Origin of the sequence: Nonomuraea sp. NPDC050202 (genome assembly GCF_040656115.1) — a bacterium.
Classification (GTDB): Bacteria; Actinomycetota; Actinomycetes; order Streptosporangiales; family Streptosporangiaceae; genus Nonomuraea.
Map to the genome: position 1 here is coordinate 40,753 of NZ_JBFALF010000015.1, position 21,392 is coordinate 62,144.

Sequence of the window (21,392 nt, forward strand, 5' to 3'; positions counted from 1 at the left end):
GGCCCGCTGCGCGATGGGATGCGGGTGGCCGGTCAGGTGGCGAAGACCTCCCGCAGGAAGGCCGTCAGGGCGTCGGTCACCTCCCGCGGGCGTTCCAGGGGTGGGAGGTGCCCGGTTTCGGGCAGGTCGAGGCGGCGCGCGCCCGGGATCCCCGCCGACAGCAGCGCGGACACCTCCTGGATGCCCGGCACGTCCGACAGCCCGTTGATCACCAGCGTGGGGGCCGTCACCTCGTGCAGGCGGGTGGCGGCGGGCGGGGTGAGCTGACGCTCGCTGGACCTGGGGCCGGTCCAGGCGCGTTCGAACACCAGCCGGCACATCTCCACGGCCGCCTCCCACACCGGCTCCGGCAGCGCGTCGCGGCTCCGATCGGGCCCCGCGACCTGCCAGAGGGTGTGTGCCTCCGCCATCGCCCGCACGTCGGCAGGGTCCACCCGCTCGGCCGTACCTGCGCGGTAGCGGGCCAGGCGGTCGGGCGGCACCGAGGAGTGCACGCGCTCGGCCGCCTGCTCCAGCATCGCGCGCGGCCACTGGTGACCGGCCAGGCCCGAGCAGATCAGGGCGAGCGCGGCGACCCGGCCGGGTGCGGCGAGAGCGGCCTCGACCGCGTACGCGCCGCCCATCGAGCAGCCCACCAGGGCCGCCCGGTCCACGTCGAGAGCGTCCATGAGGGCGAGCAGGTCCTCGTGGTGGCAGACCTCGCCGGCGGCGTCGCCGGACCTGCCGTGGCCGCGCCAGTCGTAACGGATCACCCGGTGACGCCCGGCCAGGGCGGCGAACTGGTGCTCCCACATGCGCATGTCGGCCACCCCCGCGTGCAGGAGCACGACGGTGCCCGCCGGCGCTGGGGGCCCCGCCTCCTCGTACGCGATGTCGAGATCGTCCACGGCTTGCACGTTAGCGGGGTGGCGGGGACTGCGGGGCGGGTGTTCGCCACGGGCACAGCTCCCGCAGGGGAGGGGCATCCCCCGTGCGGGGGAGCCCGGTGAAGGGGGGTGGGCGGCAGGGTCGAGGTCGTGAGATACGCGGATCTGGGAATCGGGTGGACCGGGCTGTATGTGGCCTCCAAGGTCGTTTACGCCTGGGAGGGGCGGCTGGGGGTGACCGGCGGGCCGGTGGTGTCGCCGGAGAGCCACCTCGCGTACGGGCCGGGCGAGGTGGCGCTGGCCCAGTGGGGGAACGCCGGGGCCGGGGCGCTGGTCATGGTGGTCCTGCTCGCGGGACGGTTCCGCGTTCGCCGGCGGTGGGCGTACCGGACGTTGCTGGGCGCGCACTGGCTCTGCGCCGCGATGGCGGCGGCCGGTGCGGTGGGCATGCTCAGCGGCGCGCTGCTCACGGACCGGGGCGGCGCGCTCTTCGGCGGGTACTGCGCCGTGTGGGCCGCCCTGCTCCTCCTCGCCACCCGCGACCTGCGGCAACGGCACCGGCCCGCGGTGAGCCGCCGCGCGTGACTGTGGTGCAGACCCCGTCCGGCCGTGGACGCGCGCGTGACGTGGCGCAGGCCCCCGGCTCGGCCGTGGACCCGCGCGTGACTGCGGTGCCCGCATCCGGTCGGGCGTGGGCCGGCGCGCGTGTCAGTCGTTCCCGTAGTCCGGGGTCATGACGGCGGCCAGGGTGAGGTGGGAGGCGGCCTCCTCGTGCCGGCCCTGGCGCTGGAGGGTGCGGCCCAGCAGGTGACGGGCGTAGGAGTCGTCCGGTGACTCGGCGACCAGGGACTCCAGTGCCGTGCGCGCCCGGTTGAGCTGGGCCGAGGCGAAGTACGCCCGCGCCGCCAGCAGCCGCACGCCCCGGTCATCGCCGTGCTCCTCCATCAGCGGACGCAGCAACGTCAGCGTGCCGAGGGGGTCGCGCTGGTCGAGCAGCGACTCCGCGTACCGCAGCCGCTCCACCTCGGCGGGCAGCTGCCGGGGCGTGTGCCGCGCGGCGTCCTCCAGGAACTCCCGCAGCGCCTCCGGCGGCTGCGCGCCCTCCAGCGCGAGCCCGTTCGCCACGATCGTCGGCGAGGTCCGCACGCCCTTAGCCTTGCCGACGAGCAGCAGCTCGCGCACCAGCTCGGCCCCCGGGAGGGTCTCCAGGGCGGACTCGCCGGTGTAGCCGGCCTCCTCGGCCAGCCCTGCCTCGGCGGCGATGGCGGTCAGGACGGCGAGGTCGCTGATGTCCTGCACGTCCACGAAATGTGCCCGCAGCACCCGCTCCACCACGCGGTCCTGCAGCTCGGACCCGCCCTTCTCGTACGCCAGCGCGATCAGCCGGTGCGCCTCCAGCGTGCCGGCCCGCCATCCGGAGCCCCACTGCTCGCCGAGCCCTTCGGCGGCGGCCACCTCGGCCACCCGCGCCCGGTTCTCCATGGGGGACAGCCCGGGCGCGCAGGCGCGCAGGGCCTCGTCGGCCATCGGGTCCCGCAGCAGCTCCGCCATGGGGACGGCCCGAGCGGGCGCCGACGGATCGATCTGGTACGGCCGCCAGACCACCTCGACCGGCTCCCCCTCCCAGGAGGCCAGCGCCTTCTCCAGCCGGCGCTTCCCGATGTGAGCCCACCCGCAGACGACGTCCGCCCAAATCTCCACTCTCATGCCGCCAAAGTATGCGACAAATGTTGAATAGTCAACACATGTCGCATAAGCGATGGCTGTCGTATAGTGGGTGGCGTGAACCCCGATGATCCACGCGCCCAGCGCACCCGCGCCCGTCTCAAGGCGGCCGTGCTGGAGCTGGCCCTGCAGCAGGAGCTCGCCACCATCACGATGTCCGCGCTGGCCAAGCGCGCCGAGGTGAACCGGGCGACGGTCTACCTGCACTATCCCGACGTCGACTCGCTGGTCACCGACGCCATGGAGGACGCCGTCGCGGCCGTCGCCAGGGCCGCCGCCCTGTGCCCGCTCGACGCATCCCGTGACCAGGCGCCCGGCCCGCTGGTGGAGCTGTTCGAGCACGTGGCCGTCAACGCCGGGATGTACCGGCGCATGCTCGGGTCCCACGGCAGCGCGCGCTTCGGCGCCCGGATGCGCGAGCGTCTGACGGCCGAGCTCGCGCAGCGCTTCGCCGATGGCCGGCGCCCCTCCGGATGGGATGACGTACCGGTGGACATGCACGCCGCGTACCTGGCCGGCGCCCTGGTTGGGGTGATCGCGCACTGGGTCGCGGACGGGGGGGCCGCCGAGGAGGCGGCGCTGGCGTTCTGGCAGCTCTTCCGCACCGGTTGCCAGGCCGCCGGCGGGTGACACCCTGAACGGGAGGGTGACACCTCCCGCTGGGCGCCACCGCCGTAGGACGACGCAGGCGGAGGGTGGCGCAGGCGGAGGGTGATACCGCCGACCGCGCCGCATGGCCGATAATGTCCACGGTTGTCTTCGCGCGATTGATGGGGGTTCGTATGCGCCTCGCCAAGGTCTGTGCCACCGCTTCATGGCGAGGGCGCCGCACGCTCTAGCCGGTCAGCCGGTCGCCGCTGCACTCATGCAGGCGTGCTCGTCGGCCGTGTTCATGCCGGCGTGCCCGCCCGGCGTGCCGTCCGGCGGCGAATGCTCCTCGTCTGAAGCGGTCGTTCGCATAACCGACCGTTTCCCCCTCCCTTCGAGGAGTCCCTTTGCGTGCCTTCATGTCCGCGCGCCCAGCGCGGATCTCTCCAAGCCATGTCCAGACCTCGCCCCTTCTCCCCACCCCGCGCGTCAGGTGAACCCCAGCCATGCTCCCCGATGACCTCAGAACCGCCCTCGACCAGGCCGTGGCCCGCTTCTCGCCCCAGGAGCTGTCGGACTCGGTGACCCGGCTCACCGAGCGCTACCGCGTCGCCGGCGTCTCCACCGGCGGCAACCACCTGCGCTCGCGCGCCGACATCGCCGCCTACGCGGCCTACCGCATGCCCGCCACGTACGCCGCCGCGTCCACCGCCATGCGCCAGGCGGCGACGCTGACCCCCGGCTTCGAGCCCACCAGCCACTTCGACGCCGGAGGCGGCACCGGCGCGGCGATCTGGGCGGCGGCCGGGATCTGGCCGTCCATCGAGCGGATCACCGTCGTCGAGCACGACGCGCACATCATCGACCTGGGCCGCCGCCTGGCCAGGGGCGGCCCGGAGCCGCTGCGCGGCGCGACCTGGCGTCAGGCGTCCATCGGCGCGGGCCTCGACCGGCCCGCCGCCGACCTGGTCACCATGTCGTACGCCCTGGGCGAGCTCCCCGAGCCCGACCGTCCGGGCGTCGTCACCTGGCTGGCCCAGCAGGCCGCCATGGTGATCATCATCGAGCCGGGCACCCCGGCGGGCCACGCCACCGTCGCCGCGGCCCGCGACGTCCTCGCCGCCCAGGGCCGCACGATCGTCGCCCCCTGCCCGCACGACGGCGCCTGCCCGATCCAGCAGGGGCGCGACTGGTGCCACTTCTCGGTACGCCTGCCCCGGACGTCCCTGCACCGCCGCATCAAGGCGGGCACGCTCAGCTTCGAGGACGAGAAGTTCTCGTACGTGGCCGCCATCACCGGCTCCTGGCCGCGCCCCGCCGCCCGCGTCCTGCGGCACCCGCACAAACGCAAGGGCGTGGTCTCGCTGCGCCTGTGCACCGACGGCGACGGCCTGCGCGACGTGATCGTCTCCAAGCGGCAAGGCGAGCTCTACCGCCAGGCCCGCGACGTGGACTGGGGCGACGCCTGGCCTCCATCACCATCTAAATCAAATCTGCATTGACATAGAAGGTGGAGGGTGGTTGGCTCCGGGGGACACCGACCCCCGGAAAGGGCTGCCCTCCGTGAGCATCGAGTTCCTGCTGACCTCGCTCGTCATCGTCGCCACCCCCGGCACGGGCGTGCTCTACACGCTCGCGGCCGGGCTCACCCGCGGCGGCCGGGCCGGGGTCGTGGCCGCGTTCGGCTGCACGCTCGGCATCGTCCCGCACATGGCCGCCGCCGTCACCGGCCTGGCCGCCCTCCTGCACGCCAGCGCCGTCGCCTTCCAGGTCATCAAGTACGCGGGCGTCGCGTACCTGCTGTACATGGCCTGGAACACCCTGCGCGAGCGCGGCGCGCTGAACGTCGAGGGGAAGGCCGAGCCGCGCCCCGCGCTGCGCGTGATCACCGACGGCGTGCTGGTCAACATACTCAACCCCAAGTTGTCGATCTTCTTCTTCGCGTTCCTGCCGCAGTTCGTCAGCGCGGGCGAGCAGACCGCGGTGGCGCGCATGCTGGAGCTCAGCGCCGTGTTCATGCTGCTGACGTTCGTGGTCTTCGCCGGGTACGGGCTGTGCGCCGCCGCCGTCAGGAACCAGGTGATCTCCCGGCCCAAGGTGCTGACGTGGCTGCGGCGCGGCTTCGGCGCCGCCTTCGTGGCCCTCGGCGCGAAGCTGGCGTTGACCGAGCGCTGAGCCCGCGTCCTCCCGGACGAGGCGCTGAGAGCCGGGGCGAGTGCCGTCCACCTCGCCTGGGCAGGTGTCTGAACCGCCTGGCCGGTCCAGAACGGCGGAGGAGGGTGTGGTTGCATGATCCACGCCGTCACGTCGTCGATCGTGACGGCGAGAAAGGACACCCTCGCAGTGAAACCTCCCTCCCACGTCTCCGCTCTGATCGACGGCGCCCACCCGGCCCGATCCGTCGCCCGGCTGCTCGCCCGCCGGCCCGGCCGCATGTCACTCGCGCTCCTGGCGTTCGCGCTGAAGGAGATCCCGCTCTGGTTCCTCCCCGTCATCACCGCCGCGATCATCGACGTCGTCGCCGACCGCGGGTCCCTGACCGCCGTCCTGTGGTGGTTCGCGCTCGCGGGCGTCCTGCTGCTGCAGAACTATCCGAACCACATCCTGTACACGCGCAGCTTCATGACGGTCGTCCGCGACATCGGCGCCGACCTGCGCAACGCGCTGGCCGCGCGGCTGCAGAGCCTGTCGATCGGCTACCACACCCGCATGAGCTCGTCGATCGTGCAGAACAAGGTCGTGCGCGACGTCGAGAACGTGGAGCTCATGCTCCAGCAGGTGACCCATCCGCTGCTGTCGGCGACCATGGTGCTCATCGGCGCGATCTCGATGACCGCGATCGCCGTGCCGCAGTTCCTGCCCGTCTACGCGCTCACCGTCCCGATCGCGCTCGTGCTGCGCACCGCGCTCGGCAGGCGTTCGCGCCGCCGCAACGAGGCCCTGCGCCGCGAGATGGAGGGGCTGGCCGCCCGGGTCGGCGAGATGGCGTCCCTGATTCCCGTCACCCGCGCGCACGGCCTGGAGGAGACCGCGGTCACGCGCGTCGCCTACGGCGCCGACGGCGTCCGCAGGGCCGGCCTGCACCTGGACATGCTCAACGGGCACGTCGCCTCCCTGTCCTGGGTGACGATGCAGCTGCTGGGGGTCGGCTGCCTGGTGCTGGCCGCGGTGTTCTCCCTCACGGGGTTCCTCCCGATCACCGCGGGCGAGGTGGTGCTGCTGTCGAGCTACTTCGCGCTGCTCACGCAGGGGCTCACCCAGTTGCTCCTGCTCATCCCGGTCGCCGCGCGCGGCGTGGAGTCGATCCGGTCGATCGCCGAGGTCATCCAGGAGCCCGACCTCGAGCAGAACGAGGGCAAGCGGGTCGTCGCCGCCGTGGACGGCGCGATCCGGCTGGAGCGCGCGTCGCACCGCTACCCGGGAGCGGACGAGGACGCCCTGCACGGCATCGACCTCGACATCCCCTCGGGGACCACCGTCGCGTTCGTCGGCTCGTCGGGCTCGGGCAAGTCGACGCTGCTCAACCTGGTGCTCGGCTTCGTGCGGCCGACCGGTGGCCGCATCCTGCTCGACGGCGCCGACATCCAGGAGCTCGACCTGCGTACCGTGCGCCGCTTCGTCTCGGTCGTCCCGCAGGAGTCCGTGCTGTTCGAGGGCACCATCCGGGAGAACATCGCCTACGGGCTGCCGGAGGTCCCCGACGAGCGGATCGTCCAGGCGCTGCGTGACGCCAACGCGTGGTCGTTCGTCCAGGACCAGCCGAACGGCTGGGACACGGTCGTGGGCGAGCGGGGCGCGCGCCTGTCCGGCGGCCAGCGGCAGCGGCTCGCGATCGCCCGCGCGCTCGTCCGCGATCCGCGGATCCTGCTGCTGGACGAGGCGACCTCCGCGCTGGATTCCGAGTCCGAGGAGCTGGTCAAGGACGCGCTCGCCCGCCTCATGCGGGGGCGGACGACCCTCGTCGTCGCACACCGCCTGTCCACCGTGCGGCAGGCCGACCGGATCGTCGTGCTCGACCGCGGCCGTGTCGTCGAGCAGGGCACGCACGACGAGCTCCTGGCGGCCGGCGGCCGGTACGCCCAGCTCCACCTCACGCAGGCCGGCCACGCCTGACCCGCCCGGCCCGAGCCCGAGGGCTCCGGCTCACCCTCCCGGGCCGTCCAGCAGGTGGGCCAGCAGCAGGTCCAGCGGCCTCGGCACCCGATCGAGGTCGAGTGCCGCGACGAGCAGGCTGGAGTAGCGGATCTTCCGCCCGCTCCCCGCTCCCATGAACCGGCGCAACTGGTCGTGAGCGGCCCTTCCGCGCCATGCGGGCTGCATCTGCATCGTGCGGAAGGAGCCGAGCTCGCCCTCGGCGTCGACGACACGCTCGACCGCGTCGGTGCCGAGGGCGCGGATCAGCTCGTCCTCCAGGTCGGCGACGCAGACGAAGAACCCGAGCTTCTCCAGGTCGCCCGGGCCCATCCCGGAGCCGAGGCCGGCGCGCTCCAGGGCCCTGCGGAAGTCGCCCTCCTCCCGGGCGTCGCACAGGCCGGCCAGCCGGAGCCGGCGGCCGGAGGGGCCGAGCTCGCCGACGTAGGTCCCGATGTTGGTGGCGCCGCCCATCGCCACGAGGGAGATGCCCTCGGCGGCCAGGTCAAGGCCCCGGCGCTGGGCCAACGTCTCGATGGCCGACTTGTCGCTGGCTCCCTCGACCAGGACCACGGTTCGCGTGTCGATCACGACTCCAGCCTCGCACACCGGGCTGAACGATCGTCCGACTGCCCCTGGCCGGTGAACGGCTCGCCACCGCGCCGGAGCGGCCCGCCCGGCGCCGAGGCCCCGGCGTACCTCATGCCTGAGCCGAGGCGGCCGGGCAGGCCAGTTCGGCCCAGGGGGCCGGCGGGGACGAGGCGAAGAAGCGGAGCAGGCCCAGGAGGCGGCCGGCCGGAGGGGCGGTCCAGTGGCGTTCGCCAGGACGCGGCACCGGAGCGGCCAGGCGGCCCAGCGCCCAGGTGAGGTGGAACCAGAGCACCCGGGCCTCCCAGGCCGGCGCGCCCGCCGGGGTCTCCTCCCGGTAGCCGTCGAGCATGGCGGGGACGCATTCGAGCGGCATCTTGGCGAAGTCGGCGGCGGGGTCGGCCCAGGCGGCGTCGCCCCAGTCGACGATCCCGCCGAGCCGGGCCGTCCCGGAGTGGACGAGCAGGTTCTGCGGCGCGATGTCGCCGTGGATCAGGGCCGGCGGCGGGCTCGCCGGCAGGTGCGCCGAGAGGCGGTCGAACCAGCCGCCGAGCCACCGGCCGGCCTCGGCGTCGATCCAGCCTTCCTCGACCAGCCGGCCGGTGAGCGCCCACGGGTCCGCCCCGCCGTCGTCCACCGGCACGGCGGCGAGGGCCGAAGGGGTGGACGGGGCCGATGCGGCCGCGTGGCCAAGCCGGGCTGACGGGGCCGGCGGGGACAGCCGGTGCAGCTTGGCCAGCTCCCGCCCCACCTGCCGGAGCACCCCGGCCATCCCTGCCGAGCGCGGGTCGAGCCGGGTGAGATCCACCCCCCGCGTCCGGGTGAGCACCATGTACGGCACGCCCACCTCCGAGCAGGTGCCGTCGAAGGCGACGACCTCCGCGGTGCGCACGCCGGCCCGCAGCGCGACCGGGATGACCGCGGCCTCCTTGACCAGGTCCGGCAGGAACCGTTCGGCCCGCGGGATGCGCAGGACCAGGCCGTCCCCGAGCAGGAAGACGCGGTTGGCCACCCCTTCGCGCAGGGGCCGCACCTGCTCGGCGGCGACACCGTGCCGGGCGGCGATGGCGGCCAGGGTCTCGTCGCTCGTCTCGTACTCAGCCATGATCGAGATGCTGGCACGGACGCCAGGGCGCCGTCTCACCCTTTTCCCCCGGCCGGGAGGGCCCGGCAGCCCGGGCCGCTCGGATCGCGAGCTCGATCCTGTACGCGGTCGACCTGGAGGAACCGCTCCAGCGCCGTGCCGGACCGTCCAGAGCTCCTCGCCGTAGGGGCCGCTGCCGGGTGGATCGTGCTCGGGCTGGGGCGAAGGTCTCAGGAACGGGTCTTGGCCAGGGCCTTCTCGAGCTCCTCCTTGCTCATGCGGGAGCGCCCGGGGATGTCGGCCTTGCGGGCCCGCTCGTACAGCTCCGTCTTGGTGAGGTGGCCGCCGTCGGAGGTCGTGCGGGCCTTCCGGGGGGAGGTCGCGCGGGCCTTCCTGGGGGTGGTCAGCGCGCGCAGCTCCTGTTGCCGGCGTTGCCGGAACGTCCGGCCCAGGTCGCGCAGCTCTCGCTCGCTCGCCGTGCGGGCCAGCAGCGGCAGGAGGGTGCTCTCCTCCTCCTGCACGTGGTGGCTCACCGTGAGAGCCAGCAGCGCGTGGGCGCTCGTGAACTCCGTGCCGCCGGGCTGGGCCCGCTTCAGGCTGTCCAGCAGCACCTCGGCCTCCTTGTGCTGCTCCAGGCCGTGGTGGGCGTCGAGGCGGGGGTAGACCACGTCCTCCTCGGCCCGGGCGTGCGCGGTGAGCAGGGCGTACAGCGCGGCCACGATGGCCCGCGGGTCGCCCCTGCCGCTGGCCAGCTTGGCGAACAGCTCCTCCACCTTGCGGTGGTCGGCCTTGATGAGGGTGATGACGTCGGCTGCCATGGCCGCTCGCTACCCCGCTCGCGCAGTGCCAAGCGCGGCGGCTTCACCCGGGAGCCCGAGGGCAGCCACGGACCTCGTACTGGTGCTGGACGGCACGCCGTTCCTGCTGCTCGAAGGCTGCGCCCGGCGTGCGACGGCGCCGCCACCGCGCCCGCCCGGGATCCGGCGCCGTTCAGGCGCGCCGCCGGATAGCCAGGAGGGCGACGCCGGCCAGGAGCAGCGCGAGGACGAGATAGGCGGCCGTCTCGATCCACTGCGCCGGCCAGTAAGGCAGGTCGAGACGGCCCCGCAGCGCCCGCCCCGCGAGCTGGCCGAGGCCCACCAGCAGGACGGACAGCGGCATGGCGACGCGGGTGTGCCTGGTCACGGCGCCGATCGCGACGCCGAGCAGCAGGGCGAACAGCACCCGGGCGAACGGCACCGGGCCGTGGCTCTCGTAGTACGGCCAGGCCATCGGATCGCCTCCGGCGGCGGGCACCGCCCAGGCCAGCAGCGCGGCCGGCACCGCCGCCGCGGCCAGCGCGCCGGCGACCGGGACGGCCACGACCGCGGCCAGCCAGCGGCCGCGCGTCAAGCTCTGCGTCCAGGCGAGCCTGTACGTTCCCGTCTCGAACTCGCGGGAGATCAGCGGCGCGCCCCACACCAGGCAGACCGCGCCCGGCAGCAGCCCGGCCAGTTGCTGGGTCAGCCCGGACAGTCCGGGCTCCGCCCGCTCCACGGCGGCGGCCAGGCCGTACATCAGCACGACGGCGGCGATCGCGGCGGCCTGGGCGCGCTGCCCCCGCCAGGCCGCCCACAGCGGCCCCGCGACAGGCCCGGTCATCGGGCGGGCCCGGGGTTGCGCAGGTGGTCGAGCACGAGGTCCTCCATGGTGGTGTCCGGGCGGGAGGCCAGCAGGTCGGTGAAGGTGCCGCACAGCCGGATCCGGCCGGCGCCGAGCAGGATCAGGTGATCGCACACCCCGGCCAGGTCGGCGAGGATGTGCGACGACAGCAGGACGGTGGTCCGCAGCGCGCGCACCGCGTCCATCACCTGCACGCGTGCCAGTGGATCCAGCTCGGCCAGCGGCTCGTCCAGCACCAGCAGGTCGGCCCGCTTGCCGGCGGCCAGGGCGAGCGCCACCAGGGTGCGCTGCCCGCCGGACAGGCGATCGGCCCGCTCCCGGACGGGGATGTCGTGGTCGTGCAGGAACGAGGTGGCGGCGTGCCGGTCCCAGCGAGGGTTGGTCGCGGCGCCGAAACGCAGCAGGTCGGCCACGCTCCACCGCCGGTACAGCGGCTTGTCCTGCGCCACGAACGCCACCCTGGACACCTCCAGCGGCCGGCCGAGGACGCGGACCCGGCCGGTGGTGGGCGCCAGCAGCCCGGTCACCAGGTTCAGCAGCGTGGTCTTGCCCGCCCCGTTCGGCCCGACCAGCGCGCACCGGGCCCCGGCGGGCAGCTCGAACGTGGCCTCGCGCAGCGCCCAGCGCGTGCGGTACCGCTTGCCCAGCCCGTCGGCCTCCAGCGCCTTCATGCCCGGACCCTGCCCGCCCGCGTGTCCGCGACCGCTCCTCGCTCGACCATGGCCGTTGCCCCCTTCTCGGGTTCGTCCTTCCGTCACCTGGCTCAGTCGGGCGGGAGGCCGCTCCGGTTCACGGACGCGCACGGGTTAGGCTCGCGTGCATGAGAGCCGACGACACCGGGCCGGAACCGCGGGCCCACGGCGGCTGGGAGGTGGCGGCCCCCAGCGCGGCGCACGCGGTCCCCGGCGTCAGGATGGCCGGCTTCCGCGATCGCTCCGGCGGGACGTTCGAGGAGCGCATTCCCCCCGGTCCGGCGATCGCGATCGTGATCGACTGCACGCCTGGCAGCCTCGAGCCCTTCGGCAGCGGTGCCATCGAGGGCGGCCTCGTCGCCGGCATCGCCCCGGCGGCCGTCAGGATGGCCGGCCGCGCCATCGACTGCATCGAGCTCCAGGTGGATCCGCCGGCCGCGCCGGGCCTGCTCGGCGTGCAGCCGGCCGAGCTCAACGGCGCGCCGCTGGACCTGGCCGAGGTCTGGGGGCGCGACGCCGCCCGGCTGCGCGCGCGGCTGATCGAGACGCGGTCCTGGGACGGCCGGTTCGCGCTGGTCCGCGCCGCGCTCGCCCGGCGGCGCCGTTCCACGGCCCGCCTCGACCCCGAGGTGGCCGACGCCTGGCGGCGGATCAGGGCCGGCCACGGGCGGGTGCTGATCGGTGACCTGCCCGGCCTGTACGGCTGGAGCCGCACACGCTTCTGGAGCCGGTTCAAGTCGCAGATCGGTGTCTCGCCGAAGCGGGCGGCGACGATCGTCCGGTTCGACCTGGCGCTTCGCCGGCTCGGCACGGCCGCCGGCGTCGCCGAGGTCGCCGCGGAGCTCGGCTACGCCGACCAGTCGCACCTCCACCGCGAGGTGCTGCGGTTCGCCGGCCGCACCCCGGGCGCGATCGCCGCCGACCCGCTGTGGACGGTCGACAGCGTCGCCTGGGCGCAGGCGCCCGCCGCCTGAACATTCCTTCAAGACCGCGGCCGCGGTGCCGGGGCACGCTGCCTGCATGACATCACTGATCGGAAGGCCGGCGTTCCGGCTGCGCGGGGAAGGCCCCGCGGCATGAGCCAGGAGACCTGGGCGATCGAGACCCGCGGCCTGGTCAAGGTCTTCGGCGCCACCCGGGCGGTGGACGGCGTCGACCTCGCGGTGCCCGCCGGGTGCGTCTACTCCGTGCTCGGGCCCAACGGGGCGGGCAAGACCACCATGATCCGGATGATCGCCACGCTGATCCGTCCCGACGGCGGCGCTGCTCGCGTGCTGGGCCACGACGTCGCCACCGAGGCGGCCCGGGTCAGGGCCCTGCTGGCGCTCACCGGGCAGTTCGCCTCCCTGGACGAGGACCTGACCGGGCTGGAGAACCTCATCCTGCTCGCCCGCCTGCGCGGGCACCGGGGCAGGGCGGCCAGGAAGCGCGCCACCGACCTGCTGGAGGCCTTCGACCTGGGCCCGGCCGCCGGGCGGGCGGTGAAGACGTACTCCGGCGGCATGCGGCGCCGGCTCGACATCGCGGGCTCCCTCGTCGTCCGCCCGGCCCTGCTGATGCTCGACGAGCCGACGACCGGCCTGGATCCGCGTACCCGCGGCCAGGTGTGGCAGAGCGTGCGGGCGCTCGTCGGCGCCGGCACCACCGTCCTGCTCACCACGCAGTACCTGGAGGAGGCCGATCAGCTCGCCGACCGCATCGCCGTCGTCGACCACGGCCGCGTCATCGCCGAGGGCACGAGCGGCCGGCTCAAGGCGCTGGTCGGCGCGGGCGCGCTGCGCGTGCGGGTCACCGACAGCGCCGACCGCCCGGAGGTCGCCCGCCTCCTGGCGCAGCTGCTCGGCGCGGATCCCGTCCTGGAGCCGGATCCCGCCGCGCTCTCCCTGCGGGTGCACGAACCGTCCGCGGTCGCGAGCGCGCTGGCGGCCGTGACCGGGCGCGGGCTCGGCATCGGCGAGTACGCGCTGGCCCAGCCGAGCCTGGACGAGGTGTTCCTGGCTCTCACCGGCAAACCGGCCGACGCCGCCGCGCCGGGCCGCGAGGAGGCATCGACGTGACCATCCACCAGGCGGCCGAACGCCCCGCGCTCGACACCCGGCTCATCTCCGCCGTCGCCGGCGCGCCACCACCGGACAGGGGCGCCGGCCCGCTCGGCGCGACGCTGACCTTCGCCTGGCGCGTCCTGCTGAAGATCAGGCACGTGCCGGAGCAGCTCCTCGACGCCACGCTGTTCCCGATCATGTTCACGCTGATGTTCACGTACGTGTTCGGCGGGGCGATGATCGGATCGCCGGAGGCGTACCTGAGCTACGCCCTGCCGGGAATCCTCGCCCAGACGATCGTCTTCATGACGATGTACACGGCCGTGACGCTCAACACCGACATCGGGCAGGGCACGTTCGACCGCTTCCGCTCGCAGCCGATCTGGCGGCCCGCGCCGCTCGTCGGCGCGCTGCTCGGCGACACGCTGCGCTACGGCATCGCCTCCGGGTTCGTGCTCGGCATCGCGACGCTGATCGGATATCGCGCGCCCGGCGGGCTCGGGGGCCTCGCCGGGGCCGTCGCGCTGCTCCTGGTCTTCTGCTTCGCGCTGAGCTGGCTGTGGCTGATCGTCGGCCTCACCGTGCGGACCCCCGCCGCCGTCATGGGGGCATCCACCATGATTCTTTTCCCGCTGACGTTCGTGAGCTCGGCGTTCGCGCCGCCGGGGACCATGCCGGCCTGGGTACGCGAGTTCGTGACCGTCAACCCGGTGACGCTCCTGGTCGAGGCGGCGCGCGGCCTGCTCGGCGGCGTCCCGGACGCGGGGGACGTACTGCTCGTCCTCGGGATCTCGGGCGTCATGACGGTCGTGCTCGCGCCGATCGCGCTCCGGCTCTACAGCCGCGGGGCGTGACGGACCCGGCCTTCTAAAAAAACATCTGTTGGTGATAGAGTCCGGGTGCGACGAAAGGATGATCATGACGTTGCTGGATCAGGCGGCCGACACGATGCGCGCCCTGGCTCTTGACGAGGACCTCAAGGAGCGGGTCGCGTCCGACCCCGCCCTGCGCAGCCTGGCCTGGCGGGTGGCCGAACGCTACGTGGGCGGGCGAACCGCGGCCGAGGCGCTCGACCGGGTCGCCCGCATCAACGCCCGAGGGCAGGCCGCCACCATCGACTACATGGGGGAGAGCTGCCGCGACGCCGCCCGCGCCACGGCCGAGACCGAGGTGTTCGCCGAGCTCGCACGCGAGGTCGCCGCCCGCCGGCTGAACTGCTCCATCTCGCTCGACCTCTCGCACATCGGCTCCGTCGTGGACCCCGACCTCGGCCTCAGGAACGCCACCCGGCTCGCCGCCGCGACGGCCGCCGCCGGCCAGGAGATGATGATCTCCATGGAGGGATCGGGCCGAACCGACCTCATCCTGTGGACGCACGAGCGGTTGTGCGAGCGCTTCGACCACGTCGGCGTCACCGTGCAGGCACGGCTGCACAGGACCGCCGACGACCTGCCCGCGCTGCTCGGCCGTCCCGGACGCATCCGCCTGGTCAAGGGCTCCTACCTGGAACCCGAGACGGTCGCCCACCCGCGCGGCAGCGCCGCCCTGCGCACCGCCTTTCTCGACCAGGCCACGACCCTGCTGGACAGCGGCCACCCGTGCTCGATCGCCACCCACGACGCGGACCTCATCGGCGAGCTGACCGCGCGCCTGCCGGCCGGCGCCCGCCACTACGAGTTCGAGATGCTGCTCGGCCTCGGCACGGAGCGGCTGCGCGCGGCACAGGACGGCGGGCACCCGGTCCGCGAGTACGTCGTGTTCGGCACCGAGTGGTGGCTCTACGTCTGCAACCGGATCGCCGAGGACCCCGCGCGCCTGTTCCAAGCCCTCCTCGACGCCGCGGCCCCGCCGGCCACGGCCGTCAGAGGATGAACGTGAACAGCGGCGAGCCCGGCGGGATGCGCTCCACCGCCAGCGGGCCGGCCTTCATCCTGAACAGGAGATCGTCGAGGTCGCCCGCCCGTTCCAGCTCGATGCCGACGAGGGCCGGGCCGGTCTCGCGGTTGTTCTTCTTGATGTACTCGAAGGCGATGATGTCCTGCCCCTCGCCCAGCACCTCGTCCAGGAAGTGGCGCAGGGCGCCGGGGCGCTGCGGGAAGGTCACCAGGAAGTAGTGCCTCAGCCCGATGTGCACGAGGGAGCGCTCCAGCACCTCGTTGTACCGGCTGACGTCGTTGTTCCCGCCCGACACCACGCACACCACCGGCCCCGCCGGGGCGTAGGGCAGCACCTCGCGGGCCGCCGCGCCCGCGAGGGCACCGGCGGGCTCGGCGATGATGCCGTCGGTCTGGTACAGATCCAGCATCTCGGTGCAGATCGCGCCCTCATCGACCGCGACGACCTCGTCGACCAGCTCCTTGACCAGGGGGAACGTGGCGTCTCCGACCCTGCCGACGGCGGCACCGTCCACGAAGGTGTCCAGCTCGGGCAGGGCGAGAGGGCCGCCGTGGTCGAGCGCGGCACGCATGCTGGCCGCTCCGGCCGGCTCGGCGCCGACGATGCGGGTGCCGGGGGAATGCTCGCGCAGCCAGACGGCCAGGCCGCTGATCAGCCCGCCCCCGCCGACCGGGACGACCACGGTGCCCGGCCGCTCCCCGGACTGCTCCAGGATCTCCAGGCCCACCGTGCCCTGCCCGGCCATCGTCCTGACGTCGTCGAACGGATGCACGTAGACCGCGCCTGTGCGCTCGCTGTCGTCGTGCGCGGCGCTGCTCGCCTCGTCGTAGGTGCCGCCGCCGACCACGATCTCCACCCGGTCGCCGCCGAGCGCCGCGATGCGCTCGCGCTTCTGCCGCGGCGTGGTGGACGGGACGTACACGCGGCCGCTGATCCCCAGGCGCGCGCAGGCGAACGCGACGCCCTGCCCGTGGTTGCCTGCGCTCGCGCAGACCACGCCGCGCCGCCGTTCCTCCCGCGTGAGCGAGGCGATCAGGTTGAACGCGCCGCGCACCTTGTAGGAGCGGCAGACCTGCGCGTCCTCGCGCTTGAGCAGCACCCGGCCGCCGAGCAGGCCGGACAGCCGCTCATTCGGCTCCAGCGCGGTACGGCGGATCACCGGCCGCAACCGTTCGGCCGCCTGGTTGATCATCGTGGCGGTGAGGCGGTTGCTCATGCACACTCCTGGCACAGCGGCGGATCAAGGGACGGCGCAGGGCATCTCATGATGGCGACCGCACGAATGATCACCGGGAACGGTGCCCGCCGCGTGAGCGGCACACCGGCCACAACGACCCCACCAAGCCATGGTATGCCCGCCGCACCCCTACCCGAGCCGGCCCGGCCCGCCCCCGCACCGGCCCCGTCACCCGGCGGAAGGGGCCGGCGGGCCGGCCAGCCGCGCGAGGGTCTGGGCGGCGATCTCCCACTCCTCGTCGGTGGGGATGACCAGGACGGGCACCTCCGCCCCAGCCGGAGACACCGCGCGCTCCCCGCCCGAGGCCGTCTCGTTGAGCGCGGCGTCCACGGTGATGCCGAGCCGCTCCAGCCCCGCCAGCGACTCGGCGCGGGTGGCGGCGTCGTGCTCGCCCACGCCGCCGGTGAACACGATGGCGTCCACCCGGCCGAGCAGCGCGTGGTAGGCGCCGACGTACTTGCGGATGCGCCTGGTGTAGATCCGCAGGGCCAGCCGGGCGCCCTCGTCGTCACGGGAGCGGGCGCGCACCTCGCGCATGTCGCTGGAGCCGGTGAGCGCCAGCAGGCCGCCCCGGTGGCTGAGCCCGTGCTCCACCTGCTCGGCGTCCAGGCCGCCCGTCCGGGCGAGGTAGCCGGCGAGGGCGGGGTCCACGTCGCCCGAGCGGGTGCCCATGACCAGCCCCTCCAGCGGCGTCATGCCCATGGAGGTGTCGACGCTGCGCCCGCCGGAGATCGCGGTGGCGCTCGCGCCGTTGCCCAGGTGCAACACGATCAGGTCGAGCCCGGCGAGGTCCCGGCCGAGGAACGCCGCGGCGCGGCGGGAGACGTAGGCGCAGGACGTGCCGTGGAAGCCGAAGCGCCGCACGCCCAGCTCGCGCCACTCGCCCGGCACCGCGTACGTGTACGCCTCCGGCGGCAGCGTGCGATGGAACGCGGTGTCGAACACGGCGACCTGCGGCACGTCGGGGAACACCTTGCGGGCGAGCCGGATGCCGGTGAGGTTGACCGGGTTGTGCAGGGGCGCGAGCGGCGCCAGCTCCTCGATGGCGGCGACCACCGAATCGTCGATCAGCACGGCCTCGGCGAACCGGTCGCCGCCGTGCACCACCCGATGCCCCACCGCGACCGGGGCCGGCTCCGGCCCCGCCGCCACGAACGCCTCCATCATCGCCGCCAGCCCCTCGCCGTGATCGGCGAAGGCGCGGTCACGGACGTACGGCGGCCCGTCCCCGCTGCGGTGCGTCAGCCGACCCTGCTCCTGCCCGATCCGCTCGACCAGGCCCTTGGCCGAACGTTCGCGGGTGTGCGGGTCCACGAGCTCGTACTTGATCGAGGAGGATCCCGTGTTCAGGACGAGGATGGGGTCGGCCATGCCCACGAGCCTAGGCCCTGCGTACCGAAGCCCCGCGCCTGGGCCCGGACCCTGCGATGAGGGGACCGCCGGAGGCGAGAACAATGAGGGACATGACACGTGCTGTGTACGTCGCCGCGGGTGAGGCGGGAAGCAACAAGGGGACCGTCGCGCTGGGCCTGGTGGAGCTGCTGTCCCGGCAGGTGGAGACCGTGGGCGTGTTCCGCCCGGTGGTACGCGCCGGCCGCGCGGACGCCCTGATCAACACCATCCGCAGCAGATTCCAGCTCGCCCTGCCCTACGAGGCGTACGCGGGCGTCACCTACGACGACGTGCACGCCGACGTCGAGCGGGCGGCGGGGGACGTCGTGGCCCGCTTCCGCGAGCTGGCCGGGCGGTGTGACGCGGTGGTGGTGGTCGGCACCGACTACACCGACGTGGGCGCGCCCACGGAGTTCGGGTTCAACGCCAGGCTGGCCGCCGACCTGGGCACGCCCGTGGTCAACGTGGTGAGCGGCCGGGGCCGGACGGCCGCGCAGATCGCCGCGGCGGTCGAGCTGTCGGCCAGGGAGCTGGCCCACCACCACGCCCGCGAGCTCGCGGTCGTGGTCACCCGCGCGGCCGAGCAGCTCACGATCGCGCATCCGACGCCGGTGTTCGTGCTGCCGGAGACCCCCTCGCTGCGCGCGCCGACGGTGGCCGACCTGCTGGACGCCTGCGACGGCCGGTTCTTCCTGGGCGAGCGCGACGGGCTCGGCCGGGAGGCGAGCGCGCTGATGGTGGGCGCGATGTCGCTACCGGGCATCCTGGACCGCCTCACCGAGGGCGCGGCGGTGATCATCCCGTCCGACCGGGCCGCCGCGCTGCTGCCCGGCCTGATCGCGGCGCACACGTCGCCGGGGTTCCCCGCCCTGTCGGCCGTGCTGCTCACCGGCGGCACCGACCTGCCCGCCCCCGTCGAACGCCTGCTGCGCGGCATGACGATCCCCCTGCCGGTGATCGCCACCGACCACGACACCTTCGACACCGCGACCCGCCTGTCGACGGTGGAGGGCCGGTTCACGCCCGAGGCGGGCGGGAAGATCGACACGGCGGTGCGGCTGTTCGCCGAGCACGTGGACGGCGCGCTGCTGCTGGAGCGGCTGGACATCGCCAAGACCGACGTCGTCACGCCGCTCATGTTCGAGTACGAGCTGCTGGACCGGGCCCGCGCCCGCCGCAGGCACATCGTGCTGCCCGAGGGCGAGGAGCCGCGCATCCTGCGCGCGGCCGACATCCTGCTGCGCCGCGGCGTCGCCGAGCTCACCCTGCTCGGCGACGAGGAACGCATCCGGGTCCAGGCCGCCCAGCTCGGCCTCGACCTGGACGACGCCCGGGTGCTCAGCCCGTTCGACCCGGAGCTGCGCGAGCGGTTCGCCCGCGAGTACGCCGCCGCCCGGGCGCACAAGGGCATGAACGTCGAGCTGGCCCGCGACACCGTCACCGACGTCTCCTACTTCGGCACGCTCATGGTGCACACCGGGATGGCCGACGGCATGGTGTCGGGCGCGGCGCACACCACCGCGCACACGATCAGGCCCGCGTTCGAGATCCTGCGCCTGGGCCTGGTCTCCAGCGTGTTCTTCATGTGCCTGGCCGATCGGGTGCTGGTCTACGGCGACTGCGCGGTCAACCCGGATCCGAGCGCCGAGCAGCTCGCCGACATCGCGATCGCCTCGGCCGGCACGGCGGCGCTGTTCGGCGTCGAGCCGAGGATCGCCATGCTGTCGTACTCGACGGGCGCCTCGGGCGCCGGCGCCGACGTCGACAAGGTCCGCGCCGCCACCGAACTGGTCCGCGGGCGCCGCCCGGACCTGCAGGTGGAGGGGCCGATCCAGTACGACGCCGCGATCGACCCCGGCGTGGCACAGGCCAAGATGCCCGACAGCCGGGTGGCCGGGCGCGCCACGGTCTTCGTGGTGCCCGACCTCAACACCGGCAACACCCTGTACAAGGGCGTCCAGCGCAGCGCCGGGGCCGTCGCGGTCGGGCCGGTGCTGCAGGGGCTGCGCAAGCCGGTCAACGACCTGTCCCGCGGCGCCACGGTGGCCGACATCGTCACCACCGTCGCCGTCACGGCCGCCCAGGTGGCCGACGGCGCTGTGCCGCCGGATGCCGGCGACAGCCGCTGAGGGCACGCACGTGGGACGGTGACCTCGTCCGGCACAGGCGTGGCCGTCCCGCCCCCACGACGGTGGCCCGGTTCTACCTCGAACCGTTCAGGAGCGGGCGGTCATCGCCTGCGGTCGGCGCGTAGCCGCGCCGCCAGGGCGGCGGCCTGGGTGCGGCGTTGCATGTCGAGCTTGGACAGCAGGTTGGAGACGTAGTTCTTGACCGTTTTCTCGGCCAGGAACATGCGCTCGCCGATCTGCCGGTTGGTCAGCCCTTCCCCGATGAGGTCGAGGATCTGCCGCTCCTGCTCGGTCAGCGCGGCGAGCGGGTCCTTCCTGGCGGCCTGGTCGCGCAGCCGCTGCAGCATGGCGGCGGTGGTCTGCGGGTCGAGCAGCGACTGGCCGGAGGCGACCGTGCGTACGGCGCCGACCAGGTCCGAGCCGTGGATCTGCTTGAGCACGTAGCCGGCGGCGCCGGCCATGACCGCGTCGAACAGGGCGTCGTCGTCGGCGTACGAGGTCAGCATCAGGCAGGCCAGCCCCGGCACCCGCGAGCGCACCTCGCGACAGACGTCCACGCCGTTGCCGTCGGGCAGCCGCACGTCCAGCACCGCCACGTCGGGCATGAGCGCCGGGATGCGCGCGACAGCTTGTCCATCACGGTCATGACGGTCGTGTAGGCGATGGTGCGGCCCTGCTGGAGGTGCTCCAGCACGTCCCGTACCGAGGCCGGTCGCCTGATCGCCCACATCCGTTCCATGATCGTGGACTCCAGCTCTCCCGGGCCACGCGCCATCTGCCGGCCCCTCCTCCTATCTGCCATCATCTACGATGAATGATAGTACGCTTGCGAGCGTCCTGACGTGCTGCTTGGCGATGGGAATGGTGGGGCCTATGCGGCTGGTCCGTGGATGGCGGGTGGCGCGCGGTCCTGCTCGTGGCCCTCGCCCCGGGCGTGGGCGGCATGCACACCAGCGCGGCAGATGATCGCCCATCCCCAGGGCGCGATCGAAATGGCCCGCACCGAGCAGGCCGCCGGCTCGAACCCGCAGGCCAAAGAGCTGGCCGGCGCGATAGCGGCCACGCAGCAGGCAGAGGTGGAGCAGTTGCGGAAGATCCTCGACAGGCGCTGACCCGTGGGCCCGTCCGTGCGCCGGCCGCGCTCGGGCGAGGCCTTCCGGCATTGCATGTATACCTGGTGGGGGTATATGTTGGGACGCGCTGAAATGCGAATGATTTGCCTGGAAGGTGGCAATGTCCGGATCTATGCATCACGGTGAACATGGCGAGCATGCCGAGCACGCCGGGCATGCGGAGCACGCCCACGGCTCCTCTGCTCATCGTCCCGACGCGGACGACGCGCACGGCGAGCATCAAGGCG

20 protein-coding genes and 2 pseudogenes are annotated in these 21,392 nt (G+C 73.6%); 11 read left to right on the top strand and 11 right to left on the bottom strand.

The window, feature by feature from the left end; genetic code table 11:
• Positions 1-32: 32 nt before the first annotated feature.
• Positions 33-887, bottom strand: a complete 855-nt coding sequence (locus AB0I79_RS32880) for an alpha/beta fold hydrolase (protein WP_357881289.1) — start codon at positions 885-887, stop codon at positions 33-35.
• A gap of 129 nt (positions 888-1,016) precedes the next feature.
• Between AB0I79_RS32880 and AB0I79_RS32885 the strand changes: the two genes are divergently transcribed.
• Positions 1,017-1,451, top strand: a complete 435-nt coding sequence (locus AB0I79_RS32885; RefSeq protein WP_357881292.1) for a hypothetical protein — start codon at positions 1,017-1,019, stop codon at positions 1,449-1,451.
• A gap of 123 nt (positions 1,452-1,574) precedes the next feature.
• Here the strand turns inward: AB0I79_RS32885 and AB0I79_RS32890 are convergent, their stop codons facing one another.
• Positions 1,575-2,573, bottom strand: a complete 999-nt coding sequence (locus AB0I79_RS32890; RefSeq protein WP_357881294.1) for a DsbA family protein — start codon at positions 2,571-2,573, stop codon at positions 1,575-1,577.
• A gap of 75 nt (positions 2,574-2,648) precedes the next feature.
• On the opposite strand from AB0I79_RS32890, the gene AB0I79_RS32895 reads away from it, so the two are divergent.
• From AB0I79_RS32895 to AB0I79_RS32910, 4 genes are all read left to right on the top strand, one after another.
• Entirely contained in the window at positions 2,649-3,221 is a 573-nt protein-coding gene (locus tag AB0I79_RS32895) for a TetR/AcrR family transcriptional regulator (protein ID WP_357881297.1), read from the top strand.
• Between the two features lie 464 nt (positions 3,222-3,685).
• Positions 3,686-4,681, top strand: a complete 996-nt coding sequence (locus AB0I79_RS32900) for a small ribosomal subunit Rsm22 family protein (RefSeq protein WP_357881300.1) — start codon at positions 3,686-3,688, stop codon at positions 4,679-4,681.
• Between the two features lie 61 nt (positions 4,682-4,742).
• On the top strand, positions 4,743-5,354 hold the full coding sequence (locus tag AB0I79_RS32905; protein ID WP_357881303.1) for a LysE family translocator: 612 nt from the start codon (positions 4,743-4,745) through the stop codon (positions 5,352-5,354).
• Between the two features lie 114 nt (positions 5,355-5,468).
• Positions 5,469-7,292, top strand: coding sequence for an ABC transporter ATP-binding protein (locus tag AB0I79_RS32910; RefSeq protein WP_357881306.1), 1,824 nt, complete (start codon positions 5,469-5,471; stop codon positions 7,290-7,292).
• 30 nt (positions 7,293-7,322) lie between these two features.
• On the opposite strand, the gene AB0I79_RS32915 is transcribed toward AB0I79_RS32910, so the two are convergent.
• The 5 genes from AB0I79_RS32915 to AB0I79_RS32935 form a co-directional block, all read right to left on the bottom strand.
• Entirely contained in the window at positions 7,323-7,901 is a 579-nt protein-coding gene (locus AB0I79_RS32915; RefSeq protein ID WP_357881309.1) for a TOPRIM nucleotidyl transferase/hydrolase domain-containing protein, read from the bottom strand.
• A 109-nt stretch (positions 7,902-8,010) separates the two neighbouring features.
• Positions 8,011-9,003: an aminoglycoside phosphotransferase family protein gene (locus AB0I79_RS32920; protein WP_357881312.1), complete on the bottom strand. Its 993-nt coding sequence runs from the start codon at positions 9,001-9,003 to the stop codon at positions 8,011-8,013.
• Between the two features lie 209 nt (positions 9,004-9,212).
• On the bottom strand, positions 9,213-9,800 hold the full coding sequence (locus AB0I79_RS32925) for a hemerythrin domain-containing protein (RefSeq protein ID WP_357881315.1): 588 nt from the start codon (positions 9,798-9,800) through the stop codon (positions 9,213-9,215).
• A 172-nt stretch (positions 9,801-9,972) separates the two neighbouring features.
• Positions 9,973-10,623: an ABC transporter permease subunit gene (locus AB0I79_RS32930; protein ID WP_357881318.1), complete on the bottom strand. Its 651-nt coding sequence runs from the start codon at positions 10,621-10,623 to the stop codon at positions 9,973-9,975.
• Positions 10,620-11,315 carry an ATP-binding cassette domain-containing protein gene (locus AB0I79_RS32935; protein WP_357881322.1) on the bottom strand — a complete coding sequence of 232 codons (696 nt, stop codon included), beginning with the start codon at positions 11,313-11,315 and terminating at the stop codon, positions 10,620-10,622. Before AB0I79_RS32935 ends, AB0I79_RS32930 begins: the two co-directional genes overlap by 4 nt.
• Before the next feature lie 149 nt (positions 11,316-11,464).
• Between AB0I79_RS32935 and AB0I79_RS32940 the strand changes: the two genes are divergently transcribed.
• The 4 genes from AB0I79_RS32940 (at position 11,465) to AB0I79_RS32955 (ending at position 15,250) form a co-directional block, all read left to right on the top strand.
• Positions 11,465-12,310: an AraC family transcriptional regulator gene (locus AB0I79_RS32940; RefSeq protein WP_357881325.1), complete on the top strand. Its 846-nt coding sequence runs from the start codon at positions 11,465-11,467 to the stop codon at positions 12,308-12,310.
• 102 nt (positions 12,311-12,412) lie between these two features.
• Positions 12,413-13,393 (top strand): ATP-binding cassette domain-containing protein, encoded by a 981-nt coding sequence (locus AB0I79_RS32945; RefSeq protein ID WP_357881328.1) that lies wholly within the window; start codon positions 12,413-12,415, stop codon positions 13,391-13,393.
• Positions 13,390-14,232 carry an ABC transporter permease gene (locus AB0I79_RS32950; protein ID WP_357881331.1) on the top strand — a complete coding sequence of 281 codons (843 nt, stop codon included), beginning with the start codon at positions 13,390-13,392 and terminating at the stop codon, positions 14,230-14,232. The genes AB0I79_RS32945 and AB0I79_RS32950 overlap by 4 nt, the downstream gene beginning before the upstream one ends.
• 64 nt (positions 14,233-14,296) lie before the next feature.
• Positions 14,297-15,250, top strand: coding sequence for a proline dehydrogenase family protein (locus AB0I79_RS32955; protein ID WP_357881334.1), 954 nt, complete (start codon positions 14,297-14,299; stop codon positions 15,248-15,250).
• Here AB0I79_RS32955 and ilvA read toward each other — a convergent pair.
• Both ilvA and AB0I79_RS32965 read right to left on the bottom strand, forming a co-directional pair.
• Complete coding sequence (ilvA, locus tag AB0I79_RS32960) at positions 15,240-16,490, bottom strand: threonine ammonia-lyase IlvA (protein WP_357881337.1); 1,251 nt, start codon at positions 16,488-16,490, stop codon at positions 15,240-15,242. The two genes, AB0I79_RS32955 and ilvA, sit on opposite strands and share 11 nt — an antisense overlap.
• A gap of 189 nt (positions 16,491-16,679) precedes the next feature.
• Positions 16,680-17,882 (bottom strand): acetate kinase, encoded by a 1,203-nt coding sequence (locus tag AB0I79_RS32965; protein ID WP_357881340.1) that lies wholly within the window; start codon positions 17,880-17,882, stop codon positions 16,680-16,682.
• Between the two features lie 92 nt (positions 17,883-17,974).
• Here AB0I79_RS32965 and pta point away from each other — a divergent pair, with 92 nt between their 5' ends.
• Entirely contained in the window at positions 17,975-20,032 is a 2,058-nt protein-coding gene (gene pta / locus AB0I79_RS32970; protein ID WP_357881343.1) for a phosphate acetyltransferase, read from the top strand.
• Positions 20,033-20,133: 101 nt separating this feature from the next.
• Here the strand turns inward: pta and AB0I79_RS32975 are convergent.
• Together AB0I79_RS32975 and AB0I79_RS32980 are read right to left on the bottom strand one after the other, a co-directional pair.
• A pseudogene (locus tag AB0I79_RS32975) lies at positions 20,134-20,664 on the bottom strand (response regulator transcription factor); the annotation flags it as partial.
• Positions 20,665-20,714: 50 nt separating this feature from the next.
• A pseudogene (locus AB0I79_RS32980) lies at positions 20,715-20,837 on the bottom strand (hypothetical protein); the annotation flags it as partial.
• Positions 20,838-20,994: 157 nt separating this feature from the next.
• Between AB0I79_RS32980 and AB0I79_RS32985 the strand changes: the two are divergent.
• Positions 20,995-21,144: a DUF305 domain-containing protein gene (locus AB0I79_RS32985; RefSeq protein ID WP_357881346.1), complete on the top strand. Its 150-nt coding sequence runs from the start codon at positions 20,995-20,997 to the stop codon at positions 21,142-21,144.
• Positions 21,145-21,392: the final 248 nt, after the last annotated feature.

Bases quoted from the DNA above. Each gene is read 5' to 3' on its own strand.
- AB0I79_RS32935 (WP_357881322.1), bottom strand. From the start codon at position 11,315: ATGAAGGCGCTGGAGGCCGACGGGCTGGGCAAGCGGTACCGCACGCGC.
- AB0I79_RS32945 (WP_357881328.1), top strand. From the start codon at position 12,413: ATGAGCCAGGAGACCTGGGCGATCGAGACCCGCGGCCTGGTCAAGGTC.
- AB0I79_RS32920 (WP_357881312.1), bottom strand. From the start codon at position 9,003: ATGGCTGAGTACGAGACGAGCGACGAGACCCTGGCCGCCATCGCCGCC.
- AB0I79_RS32940 (WP_357881325.1), top strand. From the start codon at position 11,465: ATGAGAGCCGACGACACCGGGCCGGAACCGCGGGCCCACGGCGGCTGG.
- AB0I79_RS32955 (WP_357881334.1), top strand. From the start codon at position 14,297: ATGACGTTGCTGGATCAGGCGGCCGACACGATGCGCGCCCTGGCTCTT.
- AB0I79_RS32910 (WP_357881306.1), top strand. From the start codon at position 5,469: ATGATCCACGCCGTCACGTCGTCGATCGTGACGGCGAGAAAGGACACC.
- AB0I79_RS32925 (WP_357881315.1), bottom strand. From the start codon at position 9,800: ATGGCAGCCGACGTCATCACCCTCATCAAGGCCGACCACCGCAAGGTG.
- AB0I79_RS32930 (WP_357881318.1), bottom strand. From the start codon at position 10,623: ATGACCGGGCCTGTCGCGGGGCCGCTGTGGGCGGCCTGGCGGGGGCAG.
- AB0I79_RS32965 (WP_357881340.1), bottom strand. From the start codon at position 17,882: ATGGCCGACCCCATCCTCGTCCTGAACACGGGATCCTCCTCGATCAAG.
- pta (WP_357881343.1), top strand. From the start codon at position 17,975: ATGACACGTGCTGTGTACGTCGCCGCGGGTGAGGCGGGAAGCAACAAG.
- ilvA (WP_357881337.1), bottom strand. From the start codon at position 16,490: ATGAGCAACCGCCTCACCGCCACGATGATCAACCAGGCGGCCGAACGG.
- AB0I79_RS32985 (WP_357881346.1), top strand. From the start codon at position 20,995: ATGATCGCCCATCCCCAGGGCGCGATCGAAATGGCCCGCACCGAGCAG.
- AB0I79_RS32890 (WP_357881294.1), bottom strand. From the start codon at position 2,573: ATGAGAGTGGAGATTTGGGCGGACGTCGTCTGCGGGTGGGCTCACATC.
- AB0I79_RS32900 (WP_357881300.1), top strand. From the start codon at position 3,686: ATGCTCCCCGATGACCTCAGAACCGCCCTCGACCAGGCCGTGGCCCGC.